18 protein-coding genes and 1 riboswitch are annotated in these 23,864 nt (G+C 75.3%); of the genes, 15 read left to right on the top strand and 3 right to left on the bottom strand.

All coding sequences use genetic code 11. From position 1 onward, the window contains the following. Positions 1-2 precede the first annotated feature (2 nt). Positions 3-992 carry a LacI family DNA-binding transcriptional regulator gene (locus tag ACGGAQ_RS17135; protein WP_393050038.1) on the bottom strand — a complete coding sequence of 330 codons (990 nt, stop codon included), beginning with the start codon at positions 990-992 and terminating at the stop codon, positions 3-5. Between the two features lie 161 nt (positions 993-1,153). Here ACGGAQ_RS17135 and ACGGAQ_RS17130 point away from each other — a divergent pair, with 161 nt between their 5' ends. Then, positions 1,154-2,440 (top strand): MFS transporter, encoded by a 1,287-nt coding sequence (locus ACGGAQ_RS17130; RefSeq protein WP_393050035.1) that lies wholly within the window; start codon positions 1,154-1,156, stop codon positions 2,438-2,440. Between the two features lie 73 nt (positions 2,441-2,513). Beyond that, positions 2,514-3,410: an aldo/keto reductase gene (locus ACGGAQ_RS17125; protein ID WP_393050032.1), complete on the top strand. Its 897-nt coding sequence runs from the start codon at positions 2,514-2,516 to the stop codon at positions 3,408-3,410. A 67-nt stretch (positions 3,411-3,477) separates the two neighbouring features. Here the strand turns inward: ACGGAQ_RS17125 and ACGGAQ_RS17120 are convergent, their stop codons facing one another. Further along, complete coding sequence (locus tag ACGGAQ_RS17120) at positions 3,478-4,140, bottom strand: hypothetical protein (RefSeq protein WP_393050029.1); 663 nt, start codon at positions 4,138-4,140, stop codon at positions 3,478-3,480. An 18-nt stretch (positions 4,141-4,158) separates the two neighbouring features. Then, a complete protein-coding gene (gene helR / locus ACGGAQ_RS17115) occupies positions 4,159-6,321 on the bottom strand; it encodes an RNA polymerase recycling motor ATPase HelR (RefSeq protein WP_393050027.1) in 2,163 nt (720 codons plus the stop codon). Between the two features lie 262 nt (positions 6,322-6,583). Here helR and ACGGAQ_RS17110 point away from each other — a divergent pair, with 262 nt between their 5' ends. The 13 genes from ACGGAQ_RS17110 to cobA all read left to right on the top strand — a co-directional run bounded on the left by ACGGAQ_RS17110 (position 6,584) and on the right by cobA (position 23,862). Next, positions 6,584-6,919, top strand: a complete 336-nt coding sequence (locus ACGGAQ_RS17110; RefSeq protein WP_234589536.1) for a hypothetical protein — start codon at positions 6,584-6,586, stop codon at positions 6,917-6,919. 283 nt (positions 6,920-7,202) lie between these two features. Next, positions 7,203-7,332, top strand: a riboswitch (cobalamin riboswitch). 282 nt (positions 7,333-7,614) lie between these two features. Next, complete coding sequence (gene cobN, locus ACGGAQ_RS17105) at positions 7,615-11,283, top strand: cobaltochelatase subunit CobN (protein ID WP_393050024.1); 3,669 nt, start codon at positions 7,615-7,617, stop codon at positions 11,281-11,283. Next, a complete protein-coding gene (locus tag ACGGAQ_RS17100; protein ID WP_393050021.1) occupies positions 11,280-13,559 on the top strand; it encodes a VWA domain-containing protein in 2,280 nt (759 codons plus the stop codon). Before cobN ends, ACGGAQ_RS17100 begins: the two co-directional genes overlap by 4 nt. 73 nt (positions 13,560-13,632) lie before the next feature. Further along, the gene (cobO, locus tag ACGGAQ_RS17095; protein ID WP_393050018.1) at positions 13,633-14,244 is read left to right on the top strand and encodes a cob(I)yrinic acid a,c-diamide adenosyltransferase; all 612 of its coding nucleotides are present in this window, start codon (positions 13,633-13,635) and stop codon (positions 14,242-14,244) included. Continuing rightward, complete coding sequence (locus ACGGAQ_RS17090) at positions 14,238-15,593, top strand: cobyrinate a,c-diamide synthase (protein ID WP_393050015.1); 1,356 nt, start codon at positions 14,238-14,240, stop codon at positions 15,591-15,593. The genes cobO and ACGGAQ_RS17090 overlap by 7 nt, the downstream gene beginning before the upstream one ends. Next, positions 15,590-16,411: a precorrin-2 C(20)-methyltransferase gene (gene cobI, locus ACGGAQ_RS17085; RefSeq protein WP_393050012.1), complete on the top strand. Its 822-nt coding sequence runs from the start codon at positions 15,590-15,592 to the stop codon at positions 16,409-16,411. Before ACGGAQ_RS17090 ends, cobI begins: the two co-directional genes overlap by 4 nt. Further along, positions 16,408-17,241 (top strand): precorrin-4 C(11)-methyltransferase, encoded by an 834-nt coding sequence (gene cobM / locus ACGGAQ_RS17080; RefSeq protein ID WP_393050009.1) that lies wholly within the window; start codon positions 16,408-16,410, stop codon positions 17,239-17,241. The genes cobI and cobM overlap by 4 nt, the downstream gene beginning before the upstream one ends. Then, positions 17,238-18,389, top strand: coding sequence for a cobalt-precorrin-5B (C(1))-methyltransferase (locus ACGGAQ_RS17075; protein WP_393050006.1), 1,152 nt, complete (start codon positions 17,238-17,240; stop codon positions 18,387-18,389). Before cobM ends, ACGGAQ_RS17075 begins: the two co-directional genes overlap by 4 nt. Beyond that, positions 18,386-19,702, top strand: a complete 1,317-nt coding sequence (gene cbiE, locus ACGGAQ_RS17070) for a precorrin-6y C5,15-methyltransferase (decarboxylating) subunit CbiE (protein WP_393050004.1) — start codon at positions 18,386-18,388, stop codon at positions 19,700-19,702. Before ACGGAQ_RS17075 ends, cbiE begins: the two co-directional genes overlap by 4 nt. Further along, complete coding sequence (gene cobJ, locus ACGGAQ_RS17065) at positions 19,699-21,426, top strand: precorrin-3B C(17)-methyltransferase (protein ID WP_393050002.1); 1,728 nt, start codon at positions 19,699-19,701, stop codon at positions 21,424-21,426. The genes cbiE and cobJ overlap by 4 nt, the downstream gene beginning before the upstream one ends. Further along, complete coding sequence (locus ACGGAQ_RS17060) at positions 21,414-21,611, top strand: 4Fe-4S binding protein (protein ID WP_393050000.1); 198 nt, start codon at positions 21,414-21,416, stop codon at positions 21,609-21,611. Before cobJ ends, ACGGAQ_RS17060 begins: the two co-directional genes overlap by 13 nt. Further along, positions 21,608-22,204 carry a precorrin-8X methylmutase gene (locus ACGGAQ_RS17055; RefSeq protein WP_393049999.1) on the top strand — a complete coding sequence of 199 codons (597 nt, stop codon included), beginning with the start codon at positions 21,608-21,610 and terminating at the stop codon, positions 22,202-22,204. Before ACGGAQ_RS17060 ends, ACGGAQ_RS17055 begins: the two co-directional genes overlap by 4 nt. Then, a complete protein-coding gene (gene cobA, locus ACGGAQ_RS17050; protein WP_393049996.1) occupies positions 22,201-23,862 on the top strand; it encodes a uroporphyrinogen-III C-methyltransferase in 1,662 nt (553 codons plus the stop codon). Before ACGGAQ_RS17055 ends, cobA begins: the two co-directional genes overlap by 4 nt. Positions 23,863-23,864: the final 2 nt, after the last annotated feature.

Below are 23,864 nucleotides of genomic sequence, written 5' to 3'. Positions count from 1 at the left end.
GCTCAGGCGCTGTCGCGGGGCACCAGGGCGGACGGGAAGAGCGTCACCGGCGCGGCCGGGCGGCCGGCCAGCACGGCGGTGGCCGCCGCGGTGGCGATCCGGCCCACGGGGTGGCTCGCGGTGGTCAACGCCGGCGCGGTCATACCGGCCAGCGGGATGTCGTCGAAGCCGGCCACCGCGACGTCACCGGGCACCCGCACACCGCCCTCGCGCAGCGCCGCGATGACCCCGAGCGCGGTCTCGTCGCTGATCGCGAAGATCGCGTCCACGTCCGGCCAGCGGCGCAGCGCCTCGCCGGCCGCCGCCCGGCCACGCGCCGCCGTGAAGTCCCCGTCCACCACCCGCTCGGGCAGGCCGGCCTGGCGCATCAGGTGGCGGTACGCCTGCACGGGGCGCTGCGAGCACGGCAGCCACGCCGGGCCGGTCACCATGGCGATCCGGCGGCGGCCTGTGGCGTACAGGTGGCGCAGCACCTCGCCGGCGCCAGCGGCGTTGTCGACGTCGAACGACGGCACCTCGGCCGAGCCGATGCCGATCGAGGCGACCCGGCCGTGCAGCGACCGGGGTACGGCGTCCAGCAGGGCCTCGGTGGTGTTGACCAGCACGACGCCGCACACGCTGCGGTCCGCGGCGAGCCGGTCCAGGCCGCGTGGGTCGCCCAGCGGCAGCCAGTGCAGCGCCACCCCGACGCCGGCCGGCGCGCACACCCGGGCTGCCGAGCCGACCACCCGGTGGACGTACGGGTCGTCCAACACCGCCGCGCTGGCCCCCGCGACGGCCACCACCAGCCGTACGCCGCCGCCGCGCACCAGCGCCCGGGCGGCCGAGTTGGGCACGTAACCCAACTGGTCGGCGGCCGTCACCACGCGCTCCCGGGCGGCCGGCGAGGCGAATCCCGTCCCGGCGATCACCCGCGAGGCCGTGGACCGGGACACCCCGGCGGCCCGGGCGACGTCCTCCAGAGTGGCTGGCCGGTGTGCCGCTGCCGTCATGGTGCCCTCCCCCCGGCGCCCGCCCGGGGCGGGCGTACGCCTGCCAGGAATCATCCCCCGGCCTGCGCGTCGTCGGTAAGGGGCTGACCCGCTTGTGGTGGTAGCGCTCTCAGGTGTGCGATCGTGCCAGGAGATCACCCCGAGGAAGAGGACCCACAGCTGTGAGCGCCCCCACCAGCCCGGCCGTCGCCCCGGACACCACAGTTCCGGCACGGATCGTCCGGCTCGCCCGCAACGGCGTCGCCGTCACCTTCACCCTGAACGGCCTGGCCGTCGGCAGCTGGTTCTCCCGGGTGCCGGCGGTCCGCGAGGCGCTGGACCTCTCCGCCGGGCGCCTCGGCCTCCTGCTGCTGGCGATGAGCGTGGGCGCGCTGCTCGCCATGCCGACCTCCGGGCTGCTCGCCCAGCGCCTCGGCTCGGCCCGCACCGTGACGATCGCCACCGCGCTGGTCGCGGTCGGCCTGATCGTGGCCGGGCTGGGCGCGACGGTCGCCGGGTCGTCCGTCGTCGTCGGGCTGGGGCTGGTCGCCTTCGGCTACGGTTCCGGCGCCTGCGACGTGGCGATGAACGTCGAGGGCGCCACGGTGGAGCGGCGGTTGGGGCGTACCGTCATGCCCCGTTTCCACGCGGCCTGGAGTCTCGGGTCGGTGGCCGGCGCGGGTCTCGGCGCCGGGGCCGCCCGCCTGGACGTGCCGGTCGGCGCGCACCTCGCCGCGGTGGCGGTGGTGGTACTCGTCGGCACCGTGCTCGCCTCCCGGATGTTCCTGCCCCAACCGGCCGTCGACGCGGGCAACCAGACGGCGGACACCAGCCCGGCCGGCCGTCGCCGGGCCCAACTCGCCGCCTGGCGGGAGCCGCGCACCCTGCTCATCGGGCTGTTCGTGCTGGTGGCGGCGTTCACGGAGGGCAGCGCCAACGACTGGCTGGCGGTCGCTTTCGTGGACGGCCGGGACCTGAGCGAGGCCGCCGGAGCGGCGGTCTTCGGCGTGTTCGTCGTCGGCATGACCATCGGGCGCACCGCGGGCACCATCGCGCTGGACCGCTGGGGTCGGGTGCCGGTGCTCAGCAGCACCCTGCTGCTCGCCGCTGCCGGCGCCGGCCTGGCCGTGCTGGCCGGCTCGGGGCCGGTGGCCATCGTCGGCGTCGCGCTGTGGGGCCTCGGCGCGTCGCTGGGCTTCCCGGTCGGCATGAGCGCGGCGGCCGACGAGGAGGCGCACGCGGCGGTACGGGTCAGCGTCGTCGCGGTGATCGGCTACACGGCCTTCCTGGGCGGGCCGCCGCTGCTGGGCCTGCTCGGTGACCACGTCGGCACCCTGCGGGCGCTGCTGGTGGTGCCGCTGCTGCTCCTGCCGACGCTGGCGCTGGTGCCGGCGCTGCGCCCGCCGCGAGCCGACGAGCAGGCCCCGGCAGCAGCCGACGAGCAGGCTCCGGCAGCACAGAAAAACTAACCCAGATCGGGGCGCGGCGGTATCGGGTGCGCGGCCGAGTGCGCCGCGCGCCCCCGCTGGCTACGGTCGCCCGATGCCAACCGACGAGATCACCGCCGCCGCGGCGGGCAGCTGGACCCTGGGCGACCGCACCGTGCACCGGATGGGCTTCGGCTCGATGCGGATCACCGCGAACCCCGACCGCGAGCGTGCGATCGCGCTGCTGCGCCGCGCCGTGGAGTGGGGCGTCAACCACATCGACACGGCCGCGTTCTACGTCTCGCCCGGCGGAACCCTGCGGGTGGGTACCGGCCCCGCCCGGTACGCCACCGAGCTGATCCGCGCGGCGCTCGCCCCGTACCCCGAGGATCTGGTCATCGCCACCAAGGTCGGCTTCGGCTACGACCCGGTGACCGGATTCAGCGAGGCGGAAACCCCGGCGCAGCTGCGCGCCCAGGTCGAGGAGAACCTGCGCCGCCTCGGCCGCGACCGGCTGGACGTGGTGAACCTGCGGCTCGGCCGGGGGCCGGGCGCGATGCCGCTGGCCGAGCGGTTCGGCACCCTGGCCGAGCTGCGCGCCGCCGGGCTGATCCGGCATCTCGGGCTGTCCAACGTCCGGCCCGAGCAGCTGGACGAGGTGGCGGGCATCGCGCCGGTGGTCTGCGTGCAGAACAACTACGGCCTGGACGCGTACCGGGAGCAGGACGCATTCGTCCGCGTCTGCGGCGAGCGGGGGATCGCCTACGTGCCCTTCTTCGCGCTGGCCGGCACCAGTCGGGAGGCGGGTGCGAGCGCCACGCCGGGCGCGGCCGTCGAGGCGGTCGCCCGGGCCCACGGCGTCACCCCCCAGCAGGTACGCCTGGCCTGGACGCTGCACCAGGGCCCGCACGTCCTCGCGATCCCCGGCACCGGCGACCCGGCCCACCTGCGGGAGAACATCGCCGCCGCCTCCCTGACCCTGACCCCCGAGGACCTGACCCGCCTGACCTGACCCCTGTCCCCGGTGATCATGAAGCTATTGCCGGCGATGCCGGCGTGTCGCGCCGATAACTTCATGATCACCGGAGCCAGACCCGGAGGGGACCGGCAGGGAGGAAGCCGGCTCGGCGGGCGGGTGGTAGGTCGGGGGTGGTTTCGTAGCCGACCAGGGGTACGCCGGGCAGGGTGGCGGGAATCGCGTGCCAGATCTCGTCCGGGTCGTCGGTGTGGGTGAACAGGTTGGAGACGCCGGCCGGGTCGTCGCCGCTGACCACCGCCCCGCCGACGACAGCGCCCCGCTCATCGTGGCGGGCCAGCACCCGGATGCGCGGGTCGGCCAGCAGCGCCGGGCGGAACAGCTCCCCGCCGCCGTGCGCGCTCGCCCAGGCCGCCAGCCCTTCGGGAGTGGTGACCGGGGTGAGCGGCCGGCCGGCCGGCGGGTCGGTCGGCGGGCGGTGGATCCACTGCGCGTCGAAGAGCACCCGGAACCCGTACGCCGAGAGGTCGAGGTCGGCGAAGCTGTCCTTCACCGACGCGCCGGGCCCGACGTCGATCCGCGCCAGCAGCGCCTCGGGGTCGACGCCGGGGCGCAGGGCGACCGCGTCCGGATACCAGGGTGGCGAGCGGCGGGGCACCGACCACGCCTCGGCGTCGATCCGGCCGGCCAGCCCGTGACTGGCGCACACGGCGTCGCACCATTGCGCGTTGTTGTGCGCCGCCGCCTCCCGCACGTCCTTCGACACGCCCGGCAGCCTACGAGGTCAGGACCCGGTGAGGACGACGAGTCGCTGCGTCGCGCGGGTCATCGCGACGTACCTGTCGACCGCCCCCTGGATGCCCTCGCCGAACGTCTCCGGGTTGACGAGGACGACCAGGTCGAACTCGAGCCCCTTGGACAGTTCCGGGCTCAGCGACCGGACGCGATTCGTCGCTGGCCGGAAGGTGGGCTCGCCGATGACGCAGGCGATCCCGTCGGCGTGCTCCGCGAGCCAGCCGTCGACGATCGCGTCCCGCTCGCGCACCGATCCGTGGGTCACCGGAATCCCGTTGCCACGGATCGAGGTCGGCACGTTCGCGTCCGGGAGCACGGCCCGGATGACCGGCTCGGCCTGTGCCATGACCTCGCGCGGCGTCCGGTAGTTGATGCTCAGCGAGGTCAGGGTGACCCGGTCGAGGCCGATGCGCCTCAGTCGTTCCGGCCACGACTCGGTGAACCCGTGCCGGGCCTGGGCGCGGTCCCCGACGATGGTGAAGCTGCGCGACGGGCAGCGCGACAGCAGCATCTGCCACTGCGCGTCGGTCAGCTCCTGCGCCTCGTCCACGACGATGTGCGCGAACGGGCCGGCCAGCAGATCCGCATCGGCGCTGGGGAGTACGGCCTCGTCGACAAGCGCGTCCTGCAGGTCCAGTTGGCGCAGGCTGGACAGCACACCCTCACCGTCGTCGTAGGCGTGGGCCTCGATCAGCTCGTCGACGACAGTCGCCATGCGCGCGCGTTCGGCGGCGATGGTGGCCTCGTGGCGGCGGGTACGCCGGGACGCCTCCGGGTCGCCGAGCCGTTGCCGTGCCGCGTCCAGCAGCGGCAGGTCGGACACCGTCCAGGCGCGGGCGTCGACGCGCTGGAGCCGGCGGATGTCCTCGGGGTCGAGCCAGGGGGCGCACCGGCGCAGATAGGCGGGCACCGACCACAGGTCGGCGACGATGTCGGTCGCCTCGAGCAGCGGCCAGGCGCGGTTGAACGCCGTGCGCAGGTCCCGGTTGCGCAGCAGCGATCCGCGTACCAGGTCGTCCGACTCGTCGCCGTCGTACCTCCCGAGCAGGATCGCCAGCAGCTCCTCCCAGATCTCGTCCCGCGCCTCGTTGTGCGGGGTGCCGGGTCCGGGCGCCTCGAACGCCTGGGCCCAGTCGTCCGCGCTCAGCCGCACGTCGGTGTCGCCGGCCGTGACCGTCATCGCCGTGGTCGGCGGCTCCTCGTAGAACCGCACGGCCGCCTCGATCGCCCGGACCAGATCCGCGGAGGACTTCAGGCGGGCCACGGCCGGGTCGGCCTCGACCGTCGCCGCGGCGCCCTGGGGTACGAGGTCGCGCAGGGTGCAGGTCTGCACGTCCTCCTCGCCGAGGCTGGGCAGGACGTCGGCGACGTACGCCAGGTAGGGCTCGTGCGGGCCGACGAACAACACCCCGCCGCGGCGGTGACCGAGGCGGGGGTCGGAGTAGAGCAGGTACGCGGTGCGGTGCAGGGCCACCACGGTCTTGCCCGTGCCCGGACCGCCGTCGACGACGAGAGCGCCGCGCGATCCGGCCCGGATGATGGCGTCCTGGTCGGCCTGGATGGTGCCGAGCACGTCGCGCATCCGGGCCGACCGGTTGCCGCCGAGGCTGGCGATGAACGCGGACTGGTTGTCCAGCGCCGCGTGCCCCTCGAACCCGTCCGCTGTGAACACCTCGTCCCAGTAGTCGCTGATCCGGCCGAGCGTCCAGCGGTACCGACGCCGGCTCGCCAGGCCCATCGGGTTGGCGTGGGTCGCCCCGAAGAACGGCTCGGCCGCGGGGGAGCGCCAGTCGAGCAGCAGCCGCCGACCGTTGCCGTCGGTGAGGCCGAAGCGTCCGATGTAGACCGGCTCGGGGTCGTCCGCGCTGACGATGCGCCCGAGGCACAGGTCCAGACCGAAGCGACGCAGGGCGCGCAGGCGGCCGGTCAACCGGCGGATCTCCTCGTCCCGGGCGACCGCCTGGCGGCCCTTGCCGGCGGGTGCCCGGCGCTCGACGTCGAGGCGGTCGGACAGGTCGGCGATCGACCGCTCCAGGCTCGCCGCGATGACGGCGAAGTGCTGCTCGTCACGGGCGATCAGCGCCGGGTCGGCCTTGGCGGCGAGGTTGTCGGGAAGGTCGAACGCGCTGGCCGCCGCCGACGAGTTGTGCATGTATTGGCTCCCGTTTCCGCAGGTCCTGGCCTTGGACGGGCAATTCTGCGGTACACCGGGGGCCTTGCCGCAAGTCCCCCCATGCGGTATATGTTGAATATGGCGGGGAGTGTTGTCCCCCGCTTTCAGGGCTTCCGTTCGGTACGCCCGCTCCAGCGGTTCCGTCCGCGCTCCGCCGAGTCAGATTTCTCCCACCTGGCGTGCAGCGTATTGCCAGGAATCGGTGCTGAACTGGAGTGGCGTCCGAGGAGAGGGGCTGGGCATGGGCTGGTTCAACCGGCGGTCACGGGGCACCGAGGCGACCCCGACGAAGCTGGACCGCGAGGCCACCCGGGACGATCTCGCCGCGCTGGAGTCGTTCGTCGCCAGCCGGCGGGGAGTGGAGTTCTACCTGGAGCCGGAGACCACCGCCACCGACACCACAGTGGTGGCGATCGCCCACGACGGCGAATGGATCCGCCGCCGCACCGGCACACCCCGCGCGGCGGGCGCCATCGCCCGCAAGCACGCGGTGCCGCTGTACGAGGCGGCCCGCACCGGCTACCCCGAGCGGATGCGGGTGTGGAATCGGGCACACCCGGAGCGCCACGCCCGCTGAGACTCCTCAGCCCAGAAGCCACCACCGCCGGGCCAGCGGCGCGAGCCAGAGTGCTCTGCCGATCCTTTGCTCTGCTTACCCATAAGCGCCAGTGACGCTCCCTTCTCGTTGCGTATAGGGAAGCAGAGCAGAGGATGTCGGGCATTGATCCGGGGCATCGAGGTCAGGTGATCGGCTGTCGCGTCGACAGTTGAGGCTCGGTGACGCACGCCCGCTCGGCGGGCCGGAGCGGCGTTGACCCGCAGCGCAGGGGTGTGGCAGCATTCGCGGCCTGACGGCAGTGAAGGAAGTCGGTGCGAATCCGACGCGGTCCCGCCACTGTCACCGGGGAGCGATCCCCCCTCGTGAGTCACGACCGTGTGTCTGCGGTTGGAAGGCCGGGGGAGAGCATCGATCCGGAAGCCAGGATACTTCGGCCGTCGGGACGTACCCCAGGGCGTGGACACCCGAGGAGGACCCGATGACGCTTGGCGTCTCCATCATCGACGGCTGCTGCCGTCTTGCGCACCGCGGCCGTGCCGCCGCCGCGATCGGCATCGACTCCGTTCACCGCTGAGTTCCGGACCGCGCCGCCCGTCGCTCCCGGCCGCAGGCCGCTGAGCCGGCCGGATCGCGGTTTTCGCTGAACCCTGCGCCCATCACACGTCGTCTGGTCGCTCTCGCGAGCGTGCCGACGTTACCGTCCGGAGCCTGCCGTGCGCGTTCTGCTGCTCTCCACCGCCGACACCGACCTGCTGGCCGCCCGCGCCAGCGACGCCGACTACCGGCTCGCCAACCCGGCGCGGGTGGCGGCCGACGAGGTGCCCGCCCTGCTCGACGGGGTCGACCTCGCCGTCGTACGTCTGCTCGGGGGTCGGCAGGCGTGGCCGGACGGCCTCGCCGCGGTGCTCGCCACCGGCGTGCCGACGGTCGTGCTCGGCGGTGAGGCGGTGCCCGACGCGGAGCTGATGGCAATCTCCACGGTGCCGTCCGGAGTGGTCACCCAGGCGCTGGCGTACCTGGTGGAGGGCGGGCCGGACAACCTCGGGCACCTGGCCCGGTTCCTCAGCGACACGGTGCTGCTCACCGGCGAGGGGTTCGCCCCGCCCGCGCCCACCCCGGCGTACGGCGTGCACGGCGACCACCCGACCGACCCGCAGCGTCCCACCGTGGGGATCGTCTTCTACCGGGCGCACGCCCTCGCCGGCAACACCGCCTTCGTCGACGTCCTGGCCGAGGCCGTGCGGGAGGCCGGGGGCAACCCGCTGCCGATCTTCTGTGGCTCGCTGCGCGGCCTGACCACGGGCGCGGGCCCGCTCGGGCTGTTCGCCCGCTGTGACGCGCTGCTGGTCACCGTGCTCGCGGCCGGCGGCGCGGTCGCCGCCGACGCGTCCTCCGGCGGCGACGAGGACGCGTGGGACGTCGGCGCGCTCGCCGCCCTGGACGTGCCCGTCATTCAGGCGCTCTGCCTGACCAGCACCAGGGAGCAGTGGGCCGGCAGCGACGCTGGGCTGTCCCCGTTGGACGCGGCGATGCAGGTGGCCATCCCCGAGTTCGACGGCCGGATCGTCACCGTGCCGTTCTCGTTCAAGCGGATCGACGCGGACGGCCTCTCGGTCTACGCGGCCGACCCCGAGCGGGCCGCCCGGGTGGCCGGCATCGCGGTACGACACGCCCGGCTGCGGTACGTGCCCAACGCCGACAAGCGGGTCGCCGTGGTGCTCAGCTCGTACCCCACCAAGCACTCCCGGGTCGGCAACGCCGTCGGGCTGGACACCCCCGTCTCGGCGGTCCGGCTGCTCGCCGCACTGGCCGAGGCCGGCTACGACCTGGGGGACGCGCCGCCGCCCGACGACGGCGACGCGCTGATCCACGCCCTGATCGCCGCCGGTGGTCACGACGTGGAGTGGCTCACCCCGGAGCAGTTGGCCGCCGCCGAGGCCCGGGTGCCCGGCGAGACCTACCGGCGATGGTTCGACCAGGTACCGGCCGAGCTGCGCGAGCGGATGCGGGAGCACTGGGGTGAGCCGCCCGGCGAGCTCTACACCGACGGCGGGGACCTCGTGCTCGCGGGGCTGCGCTTCGGCAACGTCGTGCTGCTGATCCAGCCGCCGCGCGGCTTCGGGGAGAACCCGATCGCCATCTACCACGACCCGGACCTGCCGCCGAGCCACCACTACCTGGCCGCGTACCGCTGGCTGGCCGCGCCCGTCGCGGACGGCGGCTTCGGCGCGGACGCCGTGGTGCACCTGGGCAAGCACGGGACCCTGGAGTGGCTGCCCGGCAAGGGCCTCGGCCTGGCCGCCGACTGCGCGCCCGACGCGGTCCTCGGTGATCTGCCGCTGGTCTACCCGTTCATCGTCAACGACCCCGGCGAGGGCACCCAGGCCAAGCGGCGGGCGCACGCCGTGGTGATCGACCACCTGGTGCCGCCGATGGCCCGCGCCGAGACCTACGGCGACCTGGCCAAGCTGGAGCAACTGCTCGACGAGTACGCGACCGTGCAGGCCCTCGACCCGGCCAAGGTGCCCACCGTGCGGGCGCAGATCTGGGACCTGGTGCGCGCCGCCGAACTGCACCACGACCTGCACGCCGAGGCGATGCCCGACGCCGACGACTTCGACGACTTCGTGCTGCACCTCGACGGGTACCTCTGCGAGGTCAAGGACGTGCAGATCCGCGACGGGCTGCACATCCTCGCCGACGCGCCGACCGGTGAACCACGGGTCAACCTGGTGCTCGCCGTGCTGCGCGCCCCGCAGATCTGGGGCGGCAACCACGCCCTGCCCGGCCTGCGGCAGGCCCTCGCCGCCGCGTACGGCCTCGACGAGCAGGACCTGCTCGCGTCGCCGGGACAGCGCCTGAGCGTGCCGGCGGCGCTGACCGACATCGTGGACGGGCCGGCCGGCACCGCCGCCGACGCCGTCGACCTCATCGAGGCGCTCGCCCGGAGGCTGGTCATCGGGATGGAGACGCTCGGCTGGGACGTCGACGCCGTCGACGCGGTGGTCGTGGAGGTGACCGGGCAACCGATCCCGGACCTCGTCGCGGTGCTGCGCTTCGCGGCCACCGAACTGGTGCCCCGGCTCGCGCGCACCACCGACGAACTGACCCACACCCTCGGGGCGCTGGACGGGCGGTTCGTGCCGCCCGGACCGTCCGGTTCACCCACCCGGGGCCTGGTCAACGTGCTGCCCACCGGCCGCAACTTCTACTCCGTCGACCCGAAGGCCATCCCCAGCCGCAACGCCTGGGACGTCGGGGTGGCCCTCGCGGACTCGCTGCTGGCCCGGCACCTCGCCGACACCGGCACGTACCCCCGCTCGGTCGGGTTGACCGTGTGGGGCACCAGTGCCATGCGCACGCAGGGCGACGACATCGCCGAGGTGCTCGCGCTGCTGGGCTGCCGCCCGGTCTGGGACGACCGGTCCCGGCGGGTCACCGGCATCGAGGTGGTGCCGACCGCCGAGCTGGGCCGGCCCCGCGTCGACGTGACCGTGCGCATCTCCGGCTTCTTCCGCGACGCGTTCCCGCACGTCGTGGCGCTGCTCGACGACGCCGTACGGCGGGTCGCCGCGCTGAACGAGCCGGACGAGGAGAACTACGTGCGGGCGCACGTCGCCGCCGACCTCGCCGAGCACGGCGACGAGCGGCGGGCCACCGCCCGGATCTTCGGCTCCAAGCCCGGGGCGTACGGCGCGGGCCTGCTGCCGCTGATCGACGCGCGGACCTGGCGCAGCGACGCCGACCTGGCCGAGGTGTACGCGGTGTGGGGCGGCTACGCGTACGGCCGGGGCCTGGACGGGCGGGAGGCGCGCGCCGACATGGAACGCTCCTTCGCGCGGATCGCGGTGGCGGTGAAGAACCAGGACACCCGCGAGCACGACATCGTCGACTCGGACGACTACTTCCAGTACCACGGCGGGATGGTGGCGATGGTCCGTCACCTCACCGGCACGTCGCCGGCGGCGTACGTGGGTGACTCGGCGATGCCGCACGACGTGCGCACCCGCACGCTGGGCGAGGAGACCCGGCGGGTGTTCCGGGCCCGGGTGGTCAACCCGAAGTGGATCGCGGCGATGCGCCGGCACGGCTACAAGGGCGCGTTCGAGCTGGCGGCCACCGTGGACTACCTGTTCGGCTACGACGCCACCGCCGGCGTGGTCGACGACTGGATGTACGAGCACCTGGCCGCCGCGTACCTCTTCGACGACACCACCCGGGAGTTCCTGGAGCAGTCCAACCCGTGGGCGCTGCGCGGCATCACCGAGCGGCTGCTGGAGGCCGCCGACCGGGGGCTGTGGGCCAAACCCGAGCCGGCCACCCTGGACCGACTCCGTGACACGTACCTGGCCAGCGAGGGCGATCTGGAGGACCGGGTGTGAGCGCGAGGAGTGAGCCGGTTTTGCGAGCCCCGCAGTCGCGAACGAAAGAAGGCGCAGTGACGATCTACCCGTTCAGCGCGGTGCTCGGCATGGCCGACATGCGGTTGGCGCTGCTGCTCAACGCCGTCTCCCCGGCGATCGGCGGGGTCCTCGTGCGCGGCGAGAAGGGCACCGCCAAGTCCACCGCCGTGCGCGCCCTCGCCGCGTTGCTGCCCCCGGTCCGTCGGGTCGCCGGCTGCCGCTTCGGCTGCGACCCCGCCGAGCCCGACCCGGGCTGCCCGGACGGGCCGCACCCGGCCGACGCCACCGCCGAGACCCGTCCGGCCCGTCTCGTGGAGTTGCCGGTCGGCGCCGCCGAGGACCGGGTCGTCGGCTCGCTCGACCTGGAGAAGGCCCTCGGTGCGGGGGTACGCGCCTTCGAACCGGGCCTGCTCGCCGCCGCGCACCGGGGCGTGCTCTACGTCGACGAGGTCAACCTGCTGCACGACCACCTCGTCGACCTGCTGCTCGACGCGGCGGCGATGGGCCGCAGCCACGTCGAGCGCGAGGGCGTCTCGGTCAGCCACGCGGCCCGCTTCCTGCTGGTCGGCACCATGAACCCGGAGGAGGGGGAGCTGCGACCGCAGCTGCTCGACCGGTTCGGGCTCACCGTCGAGGTGGGTGCCAGCCGGGACCCGGAGGTCCGGGTCGAGGTGGTGCGTCGCCGGCTCGCCGCCGACGCCGACCCGGCGGGCTTCGCCGCCCGGTGGGCCGACGCCGACGCCCAGATCGCCGCCCAGGTGGCCGCCGCCCGCCGCCGGCTTCCCGGGGTACGTCTTCCGGACGCCGCGCTGCGGCAGATCGCCGAGGTGTGCGCCGCGTTCGACGTGGACGGGATGCGCGCCGACATCGTCACCGCCCGTACCGCCCTCGCCCACGCCGCCTGGCACGGCCGGGACCGGGTCACCATCGACGACGTACGGGTCGCCGCCCGCCTCGCCCTGCCGCACCGCCGCCGCCGCGATCCGTTCGACACGCCGGGCCTGGATGAGAAGCGCCTCGACGAGGCGTTGCAGCGCGCCCAGGACGCCCACCCCGACGACCCGGACGACGACGGCGGCCCGCACGACGGTGGCCCCGCTGGATCGCGCCCCGACGGCTCGGACCCCGACGGTGGCGGCCCGGGCGGTGGCTCCGGCGGGCACGGCGGCCCGGACGGCGGTGGCCCGCAGGGCGGTGCCGGCGGCGGCGCCGGCCGCAGCGGCCCCGACGGCGCGGGACCCCACGGTGGCAGCGGCGACGCCGTTGACCAGGATGCATCCGGCGCGACCGAGCGCTCGGGGTCCCGCGCCGACGTCGGCCCGGACGGCGGCGCTGAGTCGCCGAACGGGAGGGACGACGACGGGGGCGGGCACCGTCGGAGCGCGGGGGTGCACGGTGGCGACGACGATCCGACCCGGCAGCGGGGCTCCGGCGGGCAGGGTCAGCCGGTGGCCGTACCCCAGGGTGGTCTGCGGGCCCGGTTGCTCACCGCGCCGGGCGTCGGTGACGGCGTGCCCGGGCGGCGGTCGCGCGCCCGCACCGGGCGGGGACGCACCACCGGGGCCCGGGTGCCGGCCGCTCGGGTCGGCGCGCTGCACCTGCCGGCCACGATTCGCGCCGCCGCGCCGCACCAGGCGGCCCGGGGACGGCTGAACGGCCCGCTGCGACTGCGCCCGGACGACGTGCGGGAGGCGGTCCGGGAGGGGCGTGAGGGCAACCTCGTGCTGTTCGTGGTGGACGCGAGCGGGTCGATGGGCGCCCGGCAGCGGATGACCGCTGTGAAGGACGCGGTCCTCGCGCTGCTCACCGACGCCTACCAGCGGCGGGACAAGGTCGCCGTGATCGCCTTTCGGGCCAGCGGTGCGCGGACGCTGCTGCCGGCCACCTCGTCGGTGCTGGCCGCCTCGACGCGGCTGGCCGAGCTGCCCACCGGTGGTCGGACGCCGCTGGCCGAGGGCCTGCTCGCCGCCGCCGAGCTGCTGCGGCTGGAGCGCCGACGTGATCCGAAGCGCCGCCCCCTGGTCCTCATCGTCACCGACGGCAGAGCGACCGCCGGGCCGCGTCCACTGGACCGGGCCGCGGCGGCCGCGGCGGTGCTGGCCGCGACAGCGGCCCCCTGCGTCGTCGTCGACTGCGAGTCCGGCCCGGTCCGCCTGCACCTGGCGCGGCGCCTGGCGACCCAGCTGAACGCGCCCCTGACGCCCCTGGCCGCCCTGACCCAACCCCGCGATCGTGCGGTTCCGGTCGCGACATGAGGGGACGAGGCGCGCAGATGACCAGCAGAAGCTGCACGATCGCGGGAGTGCCCGCGGGACGGGGGACGCACTGATGCCGCAGGGACAGCCGAGTGTGGTGCCCGCTGACGGGTTGACGACCCGGCAGCGGCGGCACCGGCCACTGCTGATCGTCCACACCGGACAGATGAAGGGCAAGTCCACTGCGGCCTTCGGGCTGGCGTTGCGGGCCTGGACCGCCGGCCTGCCGGTCGGGGTGTTCCAGTTCGTCAAGAGCGCCAAGTGGCGGGTGGGGGAGGAGAACGCCTTCCGGGCGCTCGGCGAGGTGCACGAGCGTACCGGCCAGGGCGCGCCGGTCGCCTGGCACAAGATGGGCGAGGGCTGGTCCTGGATCCAGCGCGGCGGCGAGGCCGACCACGCCGCCGACGCCCTGGAGGGCTGGCGGCAGATCCAGCGCGACCTGGCCGCGCAGCGGTACGGGTTGTACGTGCTGGACGAGTTCACCTACCCGATGAAGTGGGGTTGGGTGGACGTCGACGAGGTGGTCGCCACCCTGGCCGAGCGCCCCGGCTTCCAGCATGTCGTCATCACCGGCCGGGACGCCGACCCGCGCCTGATCGCCGCCGCTGACCTGGTGGCCGAGCTGACCAAGGTCAAGCACCCGATGGACGCCGGCCAGAAGGGCCAGAAGGGCATCGAGTGGTGAGCGCGCCCTGGGCGCTGCCCCGAGTGGTCATCGCCGCGCCGGCCAGCGGCCACGGCAAGACCACAGTCGCCACCGGGCTGCTCGCCGCGCTGCGCCGTCGCGGCCTGACGGTCAGCCCGCACAAGGTCGGCCCGGACTACATCGACCCCGGCTACCACGCCCTCGCCGCCGGGCGGCCCGGCCGGAACCTCGATCCGTTCCTGGTCGGGGCCGAGCGGATCGCCGGTCTGCTGCGCCACGGCGCGAGCGTCCCGACGCCCGCCGACATCGCCGTGGTGGAGGGTGTGATGGGCCTGCACGACGGGGCGGTGGGTCGACGCGACTTCGCCTCCACCGCGCACGTCGCCCGCCTGATCGAGGCATCCGTGGTGCTGGTGCTGGACACCACCGCGCAGGGCCGCTCGGCCGCCGCGCTGACCCTCGGCATGGCCGCGTTCGACCCGGCGGTCCGCATCGGCGGGGTGATCCTCAACCGGGTCGGCTCGCCCCGGCACGAGACGCTGCTGCGCGACGCCCTCGCCGAGGTCGGCGTACCGGTGCTCGGGGCGGTCACCCGCGCCGCCGAGGTTGCCGCGCCGGCCCGGCACCTCGGGCTGGTCCCGGTGGCGGAGCGGGCACCCGAGTCCCTCGCGATCGTCACCGCCCTCGCCGAACTGGTGGAGGCCACCGTGGACCTCGACGCCGTCCTCGACCTGGCCCGCACCGCCGCGCCGCTGACCGCCGCGGCCTGGGACCCGGTCGTCGCCGTCGGCGGTCCGGCCGGCGACGAACGCCCGCTCGTCGCGCTCGCCGGTGGACCGGCCTTCACCTTCTCGTACGCGGAGACCGCCGAGCTGCTCACCGCCGCCGGGGCGGACGTCGTCACCGTCGACCCGCTGCGCGACCCGGCACTGCCCGCCGGCACCCGCGCGGTCGTGATCGGCGGCGGGTTCCCCGAGGCGTACGCGGAGGCCCTCGCGGGCAACGGCACACTCCGGGCCGAGCTGGCCGACTTCGACGGGCCGGTCGTGGCCGAGTGCGCCGGGCTGCTCTACCTCGGGCGAGCCCTGGACGGCGTACCGATGTGCGGTCGGCTGGACCTCGCCGCCCGGATGACCGGCCGGCTCACCCTCGGCTACCGCGAGGCCCTGGCCGTCACCGACTCCCCGGTGGCCCGCGCGGGCGAGCCGGTACGTGGCCACGAGTTCCACCGCACCACCACCGACCCCGGGTACGGCGAGCGGCCGGCGTGGCGCTGGAACGGCACGGACCACGGCTTCGTCGCCGGCCGCGTACACGCCTCCTACCTGCACACCCACTGGGCCGGCCACCCCACTGCGGCCCGCCGGCTGGTCGAGGCGTGCCGATGAGCGCGCAGCGCGCCCACGCGAGGCCGACCACCGACGCGTGTCCCGCCGACGCCACGCTGACCGGCGTCGGTGTCGGGCCGGGCGACCCGGAACTGCTCACCGTCAAGGCCGTGCGGATCCTGCGCGAGGCCGACGTGGTCTTCGTACCCGTGATGGCGGACCGGGTCGCGCCGACCGGGACCGCCGGTGCGACGCCGCCGGGCTCGGAGGCCGGGCGGGCCGAGGCGACCGTCCGGGAGTACGTGCCGGCGGACCGGCTGCGTCGGCTGCCGTTCGCCCTCGACGACCGGGGTGGGGTGACCGCCCGCCGGGCAGCGGCCTGGGACGACGCCGCCCGGAGCGTGGTCGACGCGGTCGACGCGGGCGCGCGGTCCCTCGCCTTCGCCACCATCGGCGACCCCAACGTCTACTCCACCTTCGGCTATCTGGCGCAGAGCGTCCGCGCGCTGCGCCCCACCGTGCGGGTGGCGACCGTGCCCGGCGTCACCGCCATGCAGGAACTGGCCGCCCGCAGCGGCGTTCCGCTCTGCGAGGGACGCGAACCGCTGACCCTGCTGCCGGCCACCGCCGGTCTGGCGCTGTTCGCCGACGCCCTCGCCGGGCCGGGCACCGTGGTCGCCTACAAGGGCTGGCGGCAGCACCCGGAGCTGCTCGCCGAACTGCGCCGACAGGGCCGCCTCGCCGACGCGGTGCTCGGGCGCAGCCTGGGCCTGCCCGGCGAACACGTCGGCGGAGTCGACGACACCGCGCACGACCTGCCGTACCTGTCGACGCTGCTGGTGCCCGCCCGCCGCGACCACCGAGGAGGAAAGCTGTGACCAGCAACGGCAAGGTGTGGTTCGTCGGGGCCGGCCCGGGTGCGGCGGACCTGCTGACCCTGCGGGCCGCCCGGGTGATCGCCGCGGCCGACATCGTGATCTGGGCGGCCAGCCTGGTGCACGCCGACGTCCTGCACCACGCGCGCCCCGACGCGGAGATCGTCGACTCGTCGCAGCTGCCCATCGAGGGCGTGCTCCCGCTCTACCAGCGCGCCGCCGAGCAGGGCCTGACCGTGGCCCGCATCCACTCCGGTGACCCGGCGCTCTGGGGCGCCGTGCAGGAGCAACTGGATCTGTGCCGAACGCTCGACCTGGCCGTCGAGATCGTGCCCGGAGTGTCGTCGTTCACCGCCGTCGCGGCGCTCGTCGGGCGGGAGCTGACCGTGCCCGAGGTCGCCCAGTCGGTGATCCTCACCCGCCTCGAAGGCGGCAAGACCCCGATGCCGCCCGGCGAGCGGGTCCGCGACTTCGCCCGGCACGGCACCACCATGGCGCTGTTCCTCTCCGCCGCCCGCTCCGGTCAGGTGCAGGCCGAACTGCTGGCCGGCGGCTACCCGGCGGACACCCCGGCCGTGGTGGCGTACCAGGCGACCTGGCCCGACGAGCTGGTCGTGCGCTGCACGGTCGGCACCCTGGAGGCCACGGTCAAGCAGCACAAGCTGTGGAAACACACGCTCTTCCTGGTCGGGCCGGCGCTGGGCGCCGAGGGCACCCGCTCGCACCTGTACCACCCCGGGCACTTCCACACCTTCCGTCGCGCCGAGCCGGCCGCACGTGCCGAGCTGCGCCGCCAGTCCGGCGGTCGCGCCGGGGGAACAGGCACCCCGTGACGTACGCCGAGCCGCCGCTGCGCGAGCCGGACCTGCCACGTACGGCGAAGGTCCGGCCCACCGCGCTGCGGACGGGTTGGACCACCGGGGCCTGCGCCACCGCCGCGGCGAAGGCGGCCGTCTCGGCGCTGGTCACCGGCGTGGCCCCGCCGGAGGTGGAGATCGGGCTGCCCGCCGGGCAGCGGGTGCGGTTCCCGGTCGAACGCTGCGAGGTGACCGGCAACCCACCGGCGCGCGCCGAGGCGGTGGTCGTGAAGGACGCCGGTGACGACCCGGACGTCACCCACGGCGCCGAGCTGACCGCCACCGTGGACTGGACCGACGTCCCCGGGCTGCGCCTGGCCGGCGGTCCCGGCGTCGGCACCGTCACCAAGCCGGGCCTCGGCCTCGCGGTCGGCGGCCCGGCCATCAACGACACCCCACGCCGGATGATCGGCGAGGCGGTGGCCGAGGTCGTCGACCTCACCGAGGTCGGTGTCCGCGTGGTCATCAGCGTGCCCCGGGGCGAGATCATGGCCCGCAAGACCACCAACCGGCGGCTCGGCGTCCTCGGCGGCATCTCGATCCTCGGCACCACCGGGATCGTCCGACCCTTCTCCACCGCCTCCTGGCGGGCCAGCGTCGTACAGGCCGTGCACGTGATGGCCGCCCAGGGCGAGCGGACGGTGGTGCTGTGCACCGGCGGGCGTACCGAGCGGGCCGCCCGCGCGCTGCTGCCCGACCTGCCCGAGGTGTGCTTCGTCGAGGTGGGCGACTTCACCGGCGCGGCCGTCACCGCCGCCGTGGGCGACGCGATGACCGGGGTGGTCTTCGTCGGCATGGCCGGCAAGCTCGCCAAACTCGCCGCCGGAATCCTGATGACCCACTACACCCGCTCGAAGGTGGACCTGTCCCTGCTCGGCGCGGTGACGGCCGACGCCGGTGGCGATCCGGCGCTGGTCGCCGCGGTGACCGAGGCGAACACCGGGCGGCACGCGTACGAGCTGTGGGAGGCCGCCGGGCTGCTCGGCCCGGCCGGGGACCTGCTCTGCCAGCGGGTCGGGCAGGTGCTGCGGCGCTTCGCCGGGCCGACGGTCACCGTGGACGTGGCGATGGTCGACTTCGCCGGCGCGCGGGTGGTCGCCTCGTCGGGCCGGTGGCCGCGATGAGCCGGGCGACCGCGGCGGCCGCCGACCCGCTGGCGAACCTGGCGTACCCGGACGCTGTGGTGACCGAGTCCGCCCCGGACGCGGTGGTGACCGTGGTCGGGGTGGACGCGGCCGGAGCGCCACCCCACCCCGCCCTCGCGCCCGCGCTGGCCGGGGCCGGGCTGGTCGTCGGAGCGGCCCGGCACCTGGCCACCGTTTCCGTGCCGCCCGGCGTGGACACCGTCGTCCTCGGGCCGCTCGCCCCGGCCGTACGGCGGTTGAACGCCGCCGTGGCCGCCGGGGTGCCGGCCGTGGTGCTGGCCAGCGGCGATCCCGGCCTGTTCGGCATCGTCCGGCGGCTGCGCGCGGCCGGGCTGCCCCTGCGGGTGGTGCCGGCGGTCTCCAGTGTGGCCGCCGCGTTCGCCCGTGCCGGGCTGCCCTGGGACGGTGCAGCCGTGGTCACCGCGCACGGCCGCGATCCGCGACCGGCCCTGAACGCCTGCCGGGCGCTGCCCCTGGTCGCGGTGCTCACCGCGCCGGGCGTCGGCGCGGCCGAGCTGGGCGCCGGACTGGTCGGCTGGTCCCGCCGGCTGGTGGTCGCCGAACACCTCGGCACCGACGCCGAACGCGTCCGGGCGGCGACCCCCGAGCAGGCCGCCGCCGGCACCTGGTCCGACCCGCACGTCCTGCTCAGCATCGCCGCGCCCGGTCCCGCCGCGCCCGCTCCCGATCTTGTCGCGCCCGATGGGATGCGCGCCGACAACCAGCCCGCCGCCGCGCCGGCCGGTGGCTGGGCACTGCCGGAGGACCGGTACGCCCACCGCGATTCCATGATCACCAAGTCCGAGGTGCGTGCTCTCGTCGTCGCCCGGCTGCGCCCCCGACTGGGCCGGCTGATCTGGGACGTCGGCGCGGGCAGCGGCTCGGTCGGCATCGAGTGCGCGCTGCTCGGCGCTGCCGTGCTCGCCGTGGAGCAGCACTCCGCGTCCGCCGCGACGATCCGGGACAACGCCGCCGTACACGCCGTCGACGTGCGGGTCGTCGTCGGGCGGGCCCCGGCGGCGCTGGACGGGCTGCCCGAGCCGGACGCGGTCTTCGTGGGCGGTGGCGGCACCGATGTCCTCACCGCCGTGGTGGCCCGCCGACCCGAGCGGGTGGTGCTCACCCTGGCCGCGCTGGACCGCGTCGCGCCGGCCGTGGGCCTGCTGCGTGCCGCCGGCTACACCGTCGAGGGCAGCCAGCTCTCCGCCGCCCGCCTCGCCGACCTGCCCGGCGGGTCGATCCGCCTCGCGGCCACCAACCCGGTGGTCGTCCTCACCGGGGAGCGCCCGTGACCGACCAGAACCCGCCCGCCCGGATCGGTCTGGTGGCGGCCACCGCTGCCGGCCGACGGCACGCCGACACTGTGACCGCCGCGTGGCCGCACGCGCGGCTGGTCGAGGGGGAGAGCGTCGCCGACGCGCTGCGCAGCGCCTGGGCCGGCTGTGACGCGGTGATCGCGTTCCTGGCCACCGGCGCGGTGGTGCGGATCGTCGCGCCGCTGCTCGACGACAAGCGCACCGACCCGGCGGTGGTGGTCGTCGACGAGGCGGCCCGGCACGCCGTGGCGCTGCTCGGCGGTCACGCCGGCGGCGGCAACGACCTCGCGGAAGCCGTCGCCGCGCTGCTGGATGCCCGGCCGGTGATCACCACCGCCACCGACGCGGTCGGGCTGCCGGGGTTGGACACCCTCGGTTGGCCGGTGCAGGGCGCGGTCGCCGCGGTGTCCCGGGCCATCCTGGACGGCGAACCGGTCCGGCTGGTCGCCGACGCCGACTGGCCGCTGCCCGCCCTGCCCCCGAACGTGCGCGCCGCGGACGAGGACATACCGGACGACGGGTACCGGCTGCTGGTCACCGACCGGGTGGTGCCGTTCGACGGGCGCACGGCCGTGCTGCGACCGCCGTCGCTGGTCGCCGGCGTGGGCGCGAGTCGGGGCGTGCCGGCCGCCGAGGTGACCGAGCTGCTGCACCGGGTGCTGGCCGAGGCCGGCCTCGACCCGGCGAGCCTGCGCTGCCTGGCCAGCGCCGACATCAAGGCCGACGAGGCGGGCATCCGCAGCACCGCCGACGCGCTCGGCGTACCCCTGGTGACCTGGCCGGCGACGCGGCTGGCAACTGTCGATGTGCCGCATCCCAGCGAGGTGGTCCGCGCCGCGGTCGGCACGCCGAGCGTCGCGGAGGCCGCGGCGCTGCTCGGCCCGGACGGCCGGTCCGACGACGCGACGCTGCTGGTCGGCAAGACCGCGACGGCGATGGCGACAGTGGCGGTGGCCCGGCACGCGCCGCGCGGCCGGCTCGCCGTCGTCGGCCTCGGGCCGGGCGCCGCCGACCTGCGGACCCCCCGCGCGGTGGCGGAGTTGCGTCGCGCGGCGGTCGTGGTCGGCCTGGACCAGTACCTCGACCAGGTGCGGGACGTGCTGCGGCCGGGCACCCGGGTGCTGTCCAGCGGCCTGGGCGCGGAGGAGGCGCGGGCCCGCGCGGCAGTCGCCGAGGCCGCCGCCGGCCGGGCGGTCGCGCTGATCGGCTCCGGCGACGCCGGGGTGTACGCGATGGCGAGCCCCGCCCTGGAGTACGCCGACGAGCGGATCGACGTGGTCGGTGTGCCCGGGGTGACCGCCGCCCTCGCCGCCGGGGCGCTGCTCGGCGCGCCGCTCGGGCACGACCACGCCTACGTGAGCCTGTCCGACCTGCACACCCCGTGGGAGGTCATCGAGCGGCGGGTGACCGCCGCCGCCGAGGGCGACTTCGTGACGCTGTTCTACAACCCGCGCAGCCGGGCGCGCGACTGGCAGCTCGGCAAGGCGCTCGGCATCCTCGCCGCGCACCGGCCACCGGCCACCCCGGTCGGCGTGGTACGCAACGCCAGCCGCCCCGGCGAGCGGGTGCACCTGGCGACGCTGGCCACCCTCGACCCGGCCATCGTCGACATGTACAGCGTGGTCGTGGTCGGCAACAGCGACACCCGGTTGGTCGCCGGCCGAATGGTCACGCCCCGGGGGTACCGGTGGCGATCGTGACCATCGGCGCCTGCCAGGGCTGCGGCGCCTGCCTGCTCACCTGCCCCACGCACGCGATCCGGCCGGTCGCCGGCGGCCTGACGGTACGCGCCGACCGCTGCACCGGCTGCCTGGAGTGCCTGGAGATCTGCCCGGTCGACGCGATCTGCGTCGCCGAGCCCGACCCCTGCGAAGGAGCCCGATGAGCCGGGTGGTGCATCCGATCGAGGTCGAGTCGTACCGCATCCTGCGCGAGCGGGTCGACCTGTCGCACCTGCCGCCGCTGAGCCGAGCGGTGACCGAACGGGTGGTACACGCCAGCGCCGACCTCGCGTACGTCGACGACCTGGTCTGCGACGAGACCGCCCTGGAGGCGGGGCTGGCGGCGCTGCGCGCCGGTGCGACCGTGGTCACCGACGTGGCGATGGTCGCGGCCGGCATCACCCGCGCCGGCCTGGAGCTGGTCTGCCCGGTCGCCGAGCCGGCCGCCGCCCAACTGGGCCGCGCGGCCGGCATCACCCGCTCGGCGGCCGCCGTGCGGATCGCGCTGGACCGGGTCGGCCCCGGCGCGGTGTGGGTGGTCGGTTGCGCGCCCACCGCGCTCGTCGAACTGCTCACCCTCAACGCCGCGCCCGCGCTGGTCGTCGGCCTGCCGGTCGGCTTCGTGGGCGCCGCCGAGTCGAAGGCGGCGCTGCGGGCCAGCGGCCTGCCCGGGGTGTCCAACGTGGGCGAGAAGGGTGGCTCGGCGGTCGCCGCGGCCGCCCTCAACGCTCTGCTCTACACCGAGGAGAAGTCATGACCGGTCTGGTCATCGTCGGGCACGGCACGCGCAGCGCTGCCGGGGTCGACCAGTTCGCCGCGCTCGTCGAGCGGGTCCGCCGTCGCGGTGACGTCGCGGACGTCGAGGGCGGCTTCATCGAGCTGTCCCGCCCACCGCTGACCGACGCGGTCGGCGCGCTCGTCGCGCGCGGGCACCGGGCCCTCGTCGCGTTGCCGCTGGTGCTCACCGGTGCTGGGCACGGCAAGGGCGACATCCCCGCCGCCATGGCCCGTGAGCAGGAGCGGCACCCCGGGCTGACCTACCGCTACGGACGCCCGCTCGGCCCGCACCCACTGCTGCACACGGCCCTCGAAGAGCGCATCGACGCCGCGCTTGCGGGTGCCGACCGGGCCGGCACGGCGTTGGCGGGTGCCGACCGGGCCGGCACGTGGGTGGCGTTGATCGGACGGGGGTCCACCGACCCGGACGCCAACGCCGAGGTGGCCAAGGTCGCCCGGCTGCTCTGGGAGGGACGCGGCTACGCGGGCGTCGAGCCGGGCTTCATCTCCCTGGCGCAGCCGTCGGTGCCGGAGGTGCTGGACCGGTTGCGCCGGCTCGGCGCGCGGCGGATCGTCGTGGCGCCGTACTTCCTGTTCGCCGGGGTGCTGCCCGACCGGATCGTCGCCCAGTCGGCGGAGTTCGCCGCCGCGCACCCCGACCTGGACGTCCGGGTCGCCGAGGTGATCGGCGACTGTGACGCCCTCGCGGATCTGGTGCTCGAACGCCACGCCGAGGCGCTCGGCGGGGACATCCGGATGAACTGCGACACCTGCGCGTACCGCGTGTTGATGCCCGGCTTCGCGGACAAGGTGGGCCGCCCGCAACGCCCGCACGACCACCCCGACGACCCGGTCGGCCATCACCATCACCACGGGCACGCCCACCACGGCCACGACCACAACGGCTCGGTCGCCGTGGTGGGCGGCGGGCCGGGCCCCGACGACCTGATCACGGTACGCGCAAAGGCCCTCCTCGACGCCGCGGACGTCGTCGTGGTCGACCGGCTCGCCCCGCAGGGGCTGCTCGCCGGACTGCGCCCCGACGTACTGGTCATCGATGCCGCGAAGGTGCCCCGTGGCCCCTCGATGGCCCAGGACGCGATCAACGCGGCCCTGGTGTCGCACGCCAAGGCCGGTCGCCGGGTGGTGCGGCTCAAGGGCGGCGACCCGTACGTCTTCGGACGCGGCCACGAGGAGATGCAGGCCTGCGCGGCGGCCGGCGTGCCGGTGACGGTGGTCCCGGGGGTCAGCAGTGCCCTCGCCGCGCCGGCCCTCGCCGGTGTGCCGGTCACGCACCGGGGCGTGGCGCACGACGTCACCGTGGTCTCCGGGCATCTGCCGCCCGGGCACCCCGACTCGCTTGTCGACTGGGCGGCTCTGGCGCGCGCCCGGGGCACCGTCGTGCTGCTGATGGCCGTGGACACCATCGCGAAGATCGCGGCCGTGCTGGTCGAGCACGGTCGGGCTCCGGAGACCCCGGTGCTGGCCGTGCAGGACGCGGGGCTGCCCGACCAGCGGTCCGTGCCCGCCCGGTTGGACGAGATCGGCGCGGTCGCCGCCCGGGAGGGCATCGGCCCGCCCGCCGTCTTCGTGCTCGGCCCGGTGGTCGCTCTCGCGGCCACCGGGCCGAGCGCCTGACG

The organism is Micromonospora sp. NPDC047557 (genome assembly GCF_043205095.1).
GTDB lineage: Bacteria > Actinomycetota > Actinomycetes > Mycobacteriales > Micromonosporaceae > Micromonospora.
The sequence above is the reverse complement of the archived record's forward strand: the minus strand, read 5'-3'. Positions and strand labels throughout refer to the sequence as shown.

Excerpts from the sequence above, each read along its gene's own strand:
- ACGGAQ_RS17135 (WP_393050038.1), bottom strand. The coding sequence starts at position 992 with ATGACGGCAGCGGCACACCGGCCAGCCACTCTGGAGGACGTCGCCCGG.
- ACGGAQ_RS17125 (WP_393050032.1), top strand. The coding sequence starts at position 2,514 with ATGCCAACCGACGAGATCACCGCCGCCGCGGCGGGCAGCTGGACCCTG.
- helR (WP_393050027.1), bottom strand. The coding sequence starts at position 6,321 with ATGCACAACTCGTCGGCGGCGGCCAGCGCGTTCGACCTTCCCGACAAC.
- ACGGAQ_RS17110 (WP_234589536.1), top strand. The coding sequence starts at position 6,584 with ATGGGCTGGTTCAACCGGCGGTCACGGGGCACCGAGGCGACCCCGACG.
- cobO (WP_393050018.1), top strand. The coding sequence starts at position 13,633 with ATGCCGCAGGGACAGCCGAGTGTGGTGCCCGCTGACGGGTTGACGACC.
- cobI (WP_393050012.1), top strand. The coding sequence starts at position 15,590 with ATGAGCGCGCAGCGCGCCCACGCGAGGCCGACCACCGACGCGTGTCCC.
- cbiE (WP_393050004.1), top strand. The coding sequence starts at position 18,386 with ATGAGCCGGGCGACCGCGGCGGCCGCCGACCCGCTGGCGAACCTGGCG.
- ACGGAQ_RS17055 (WP_393049999.1), top strand. The coding sequence starts at position 21,608 with ATGAGCCGGGTGGTGCATCCGATCGAGGTCGAGTCGTACCGCATCCTG.
- cobA (WP_393049996.1), top strand. The coding sequence starts at position 22,201 with ATGACCGGTCTGGTCATCGTCGGGCACGGCACGCGCAGCGCTGCCGGG.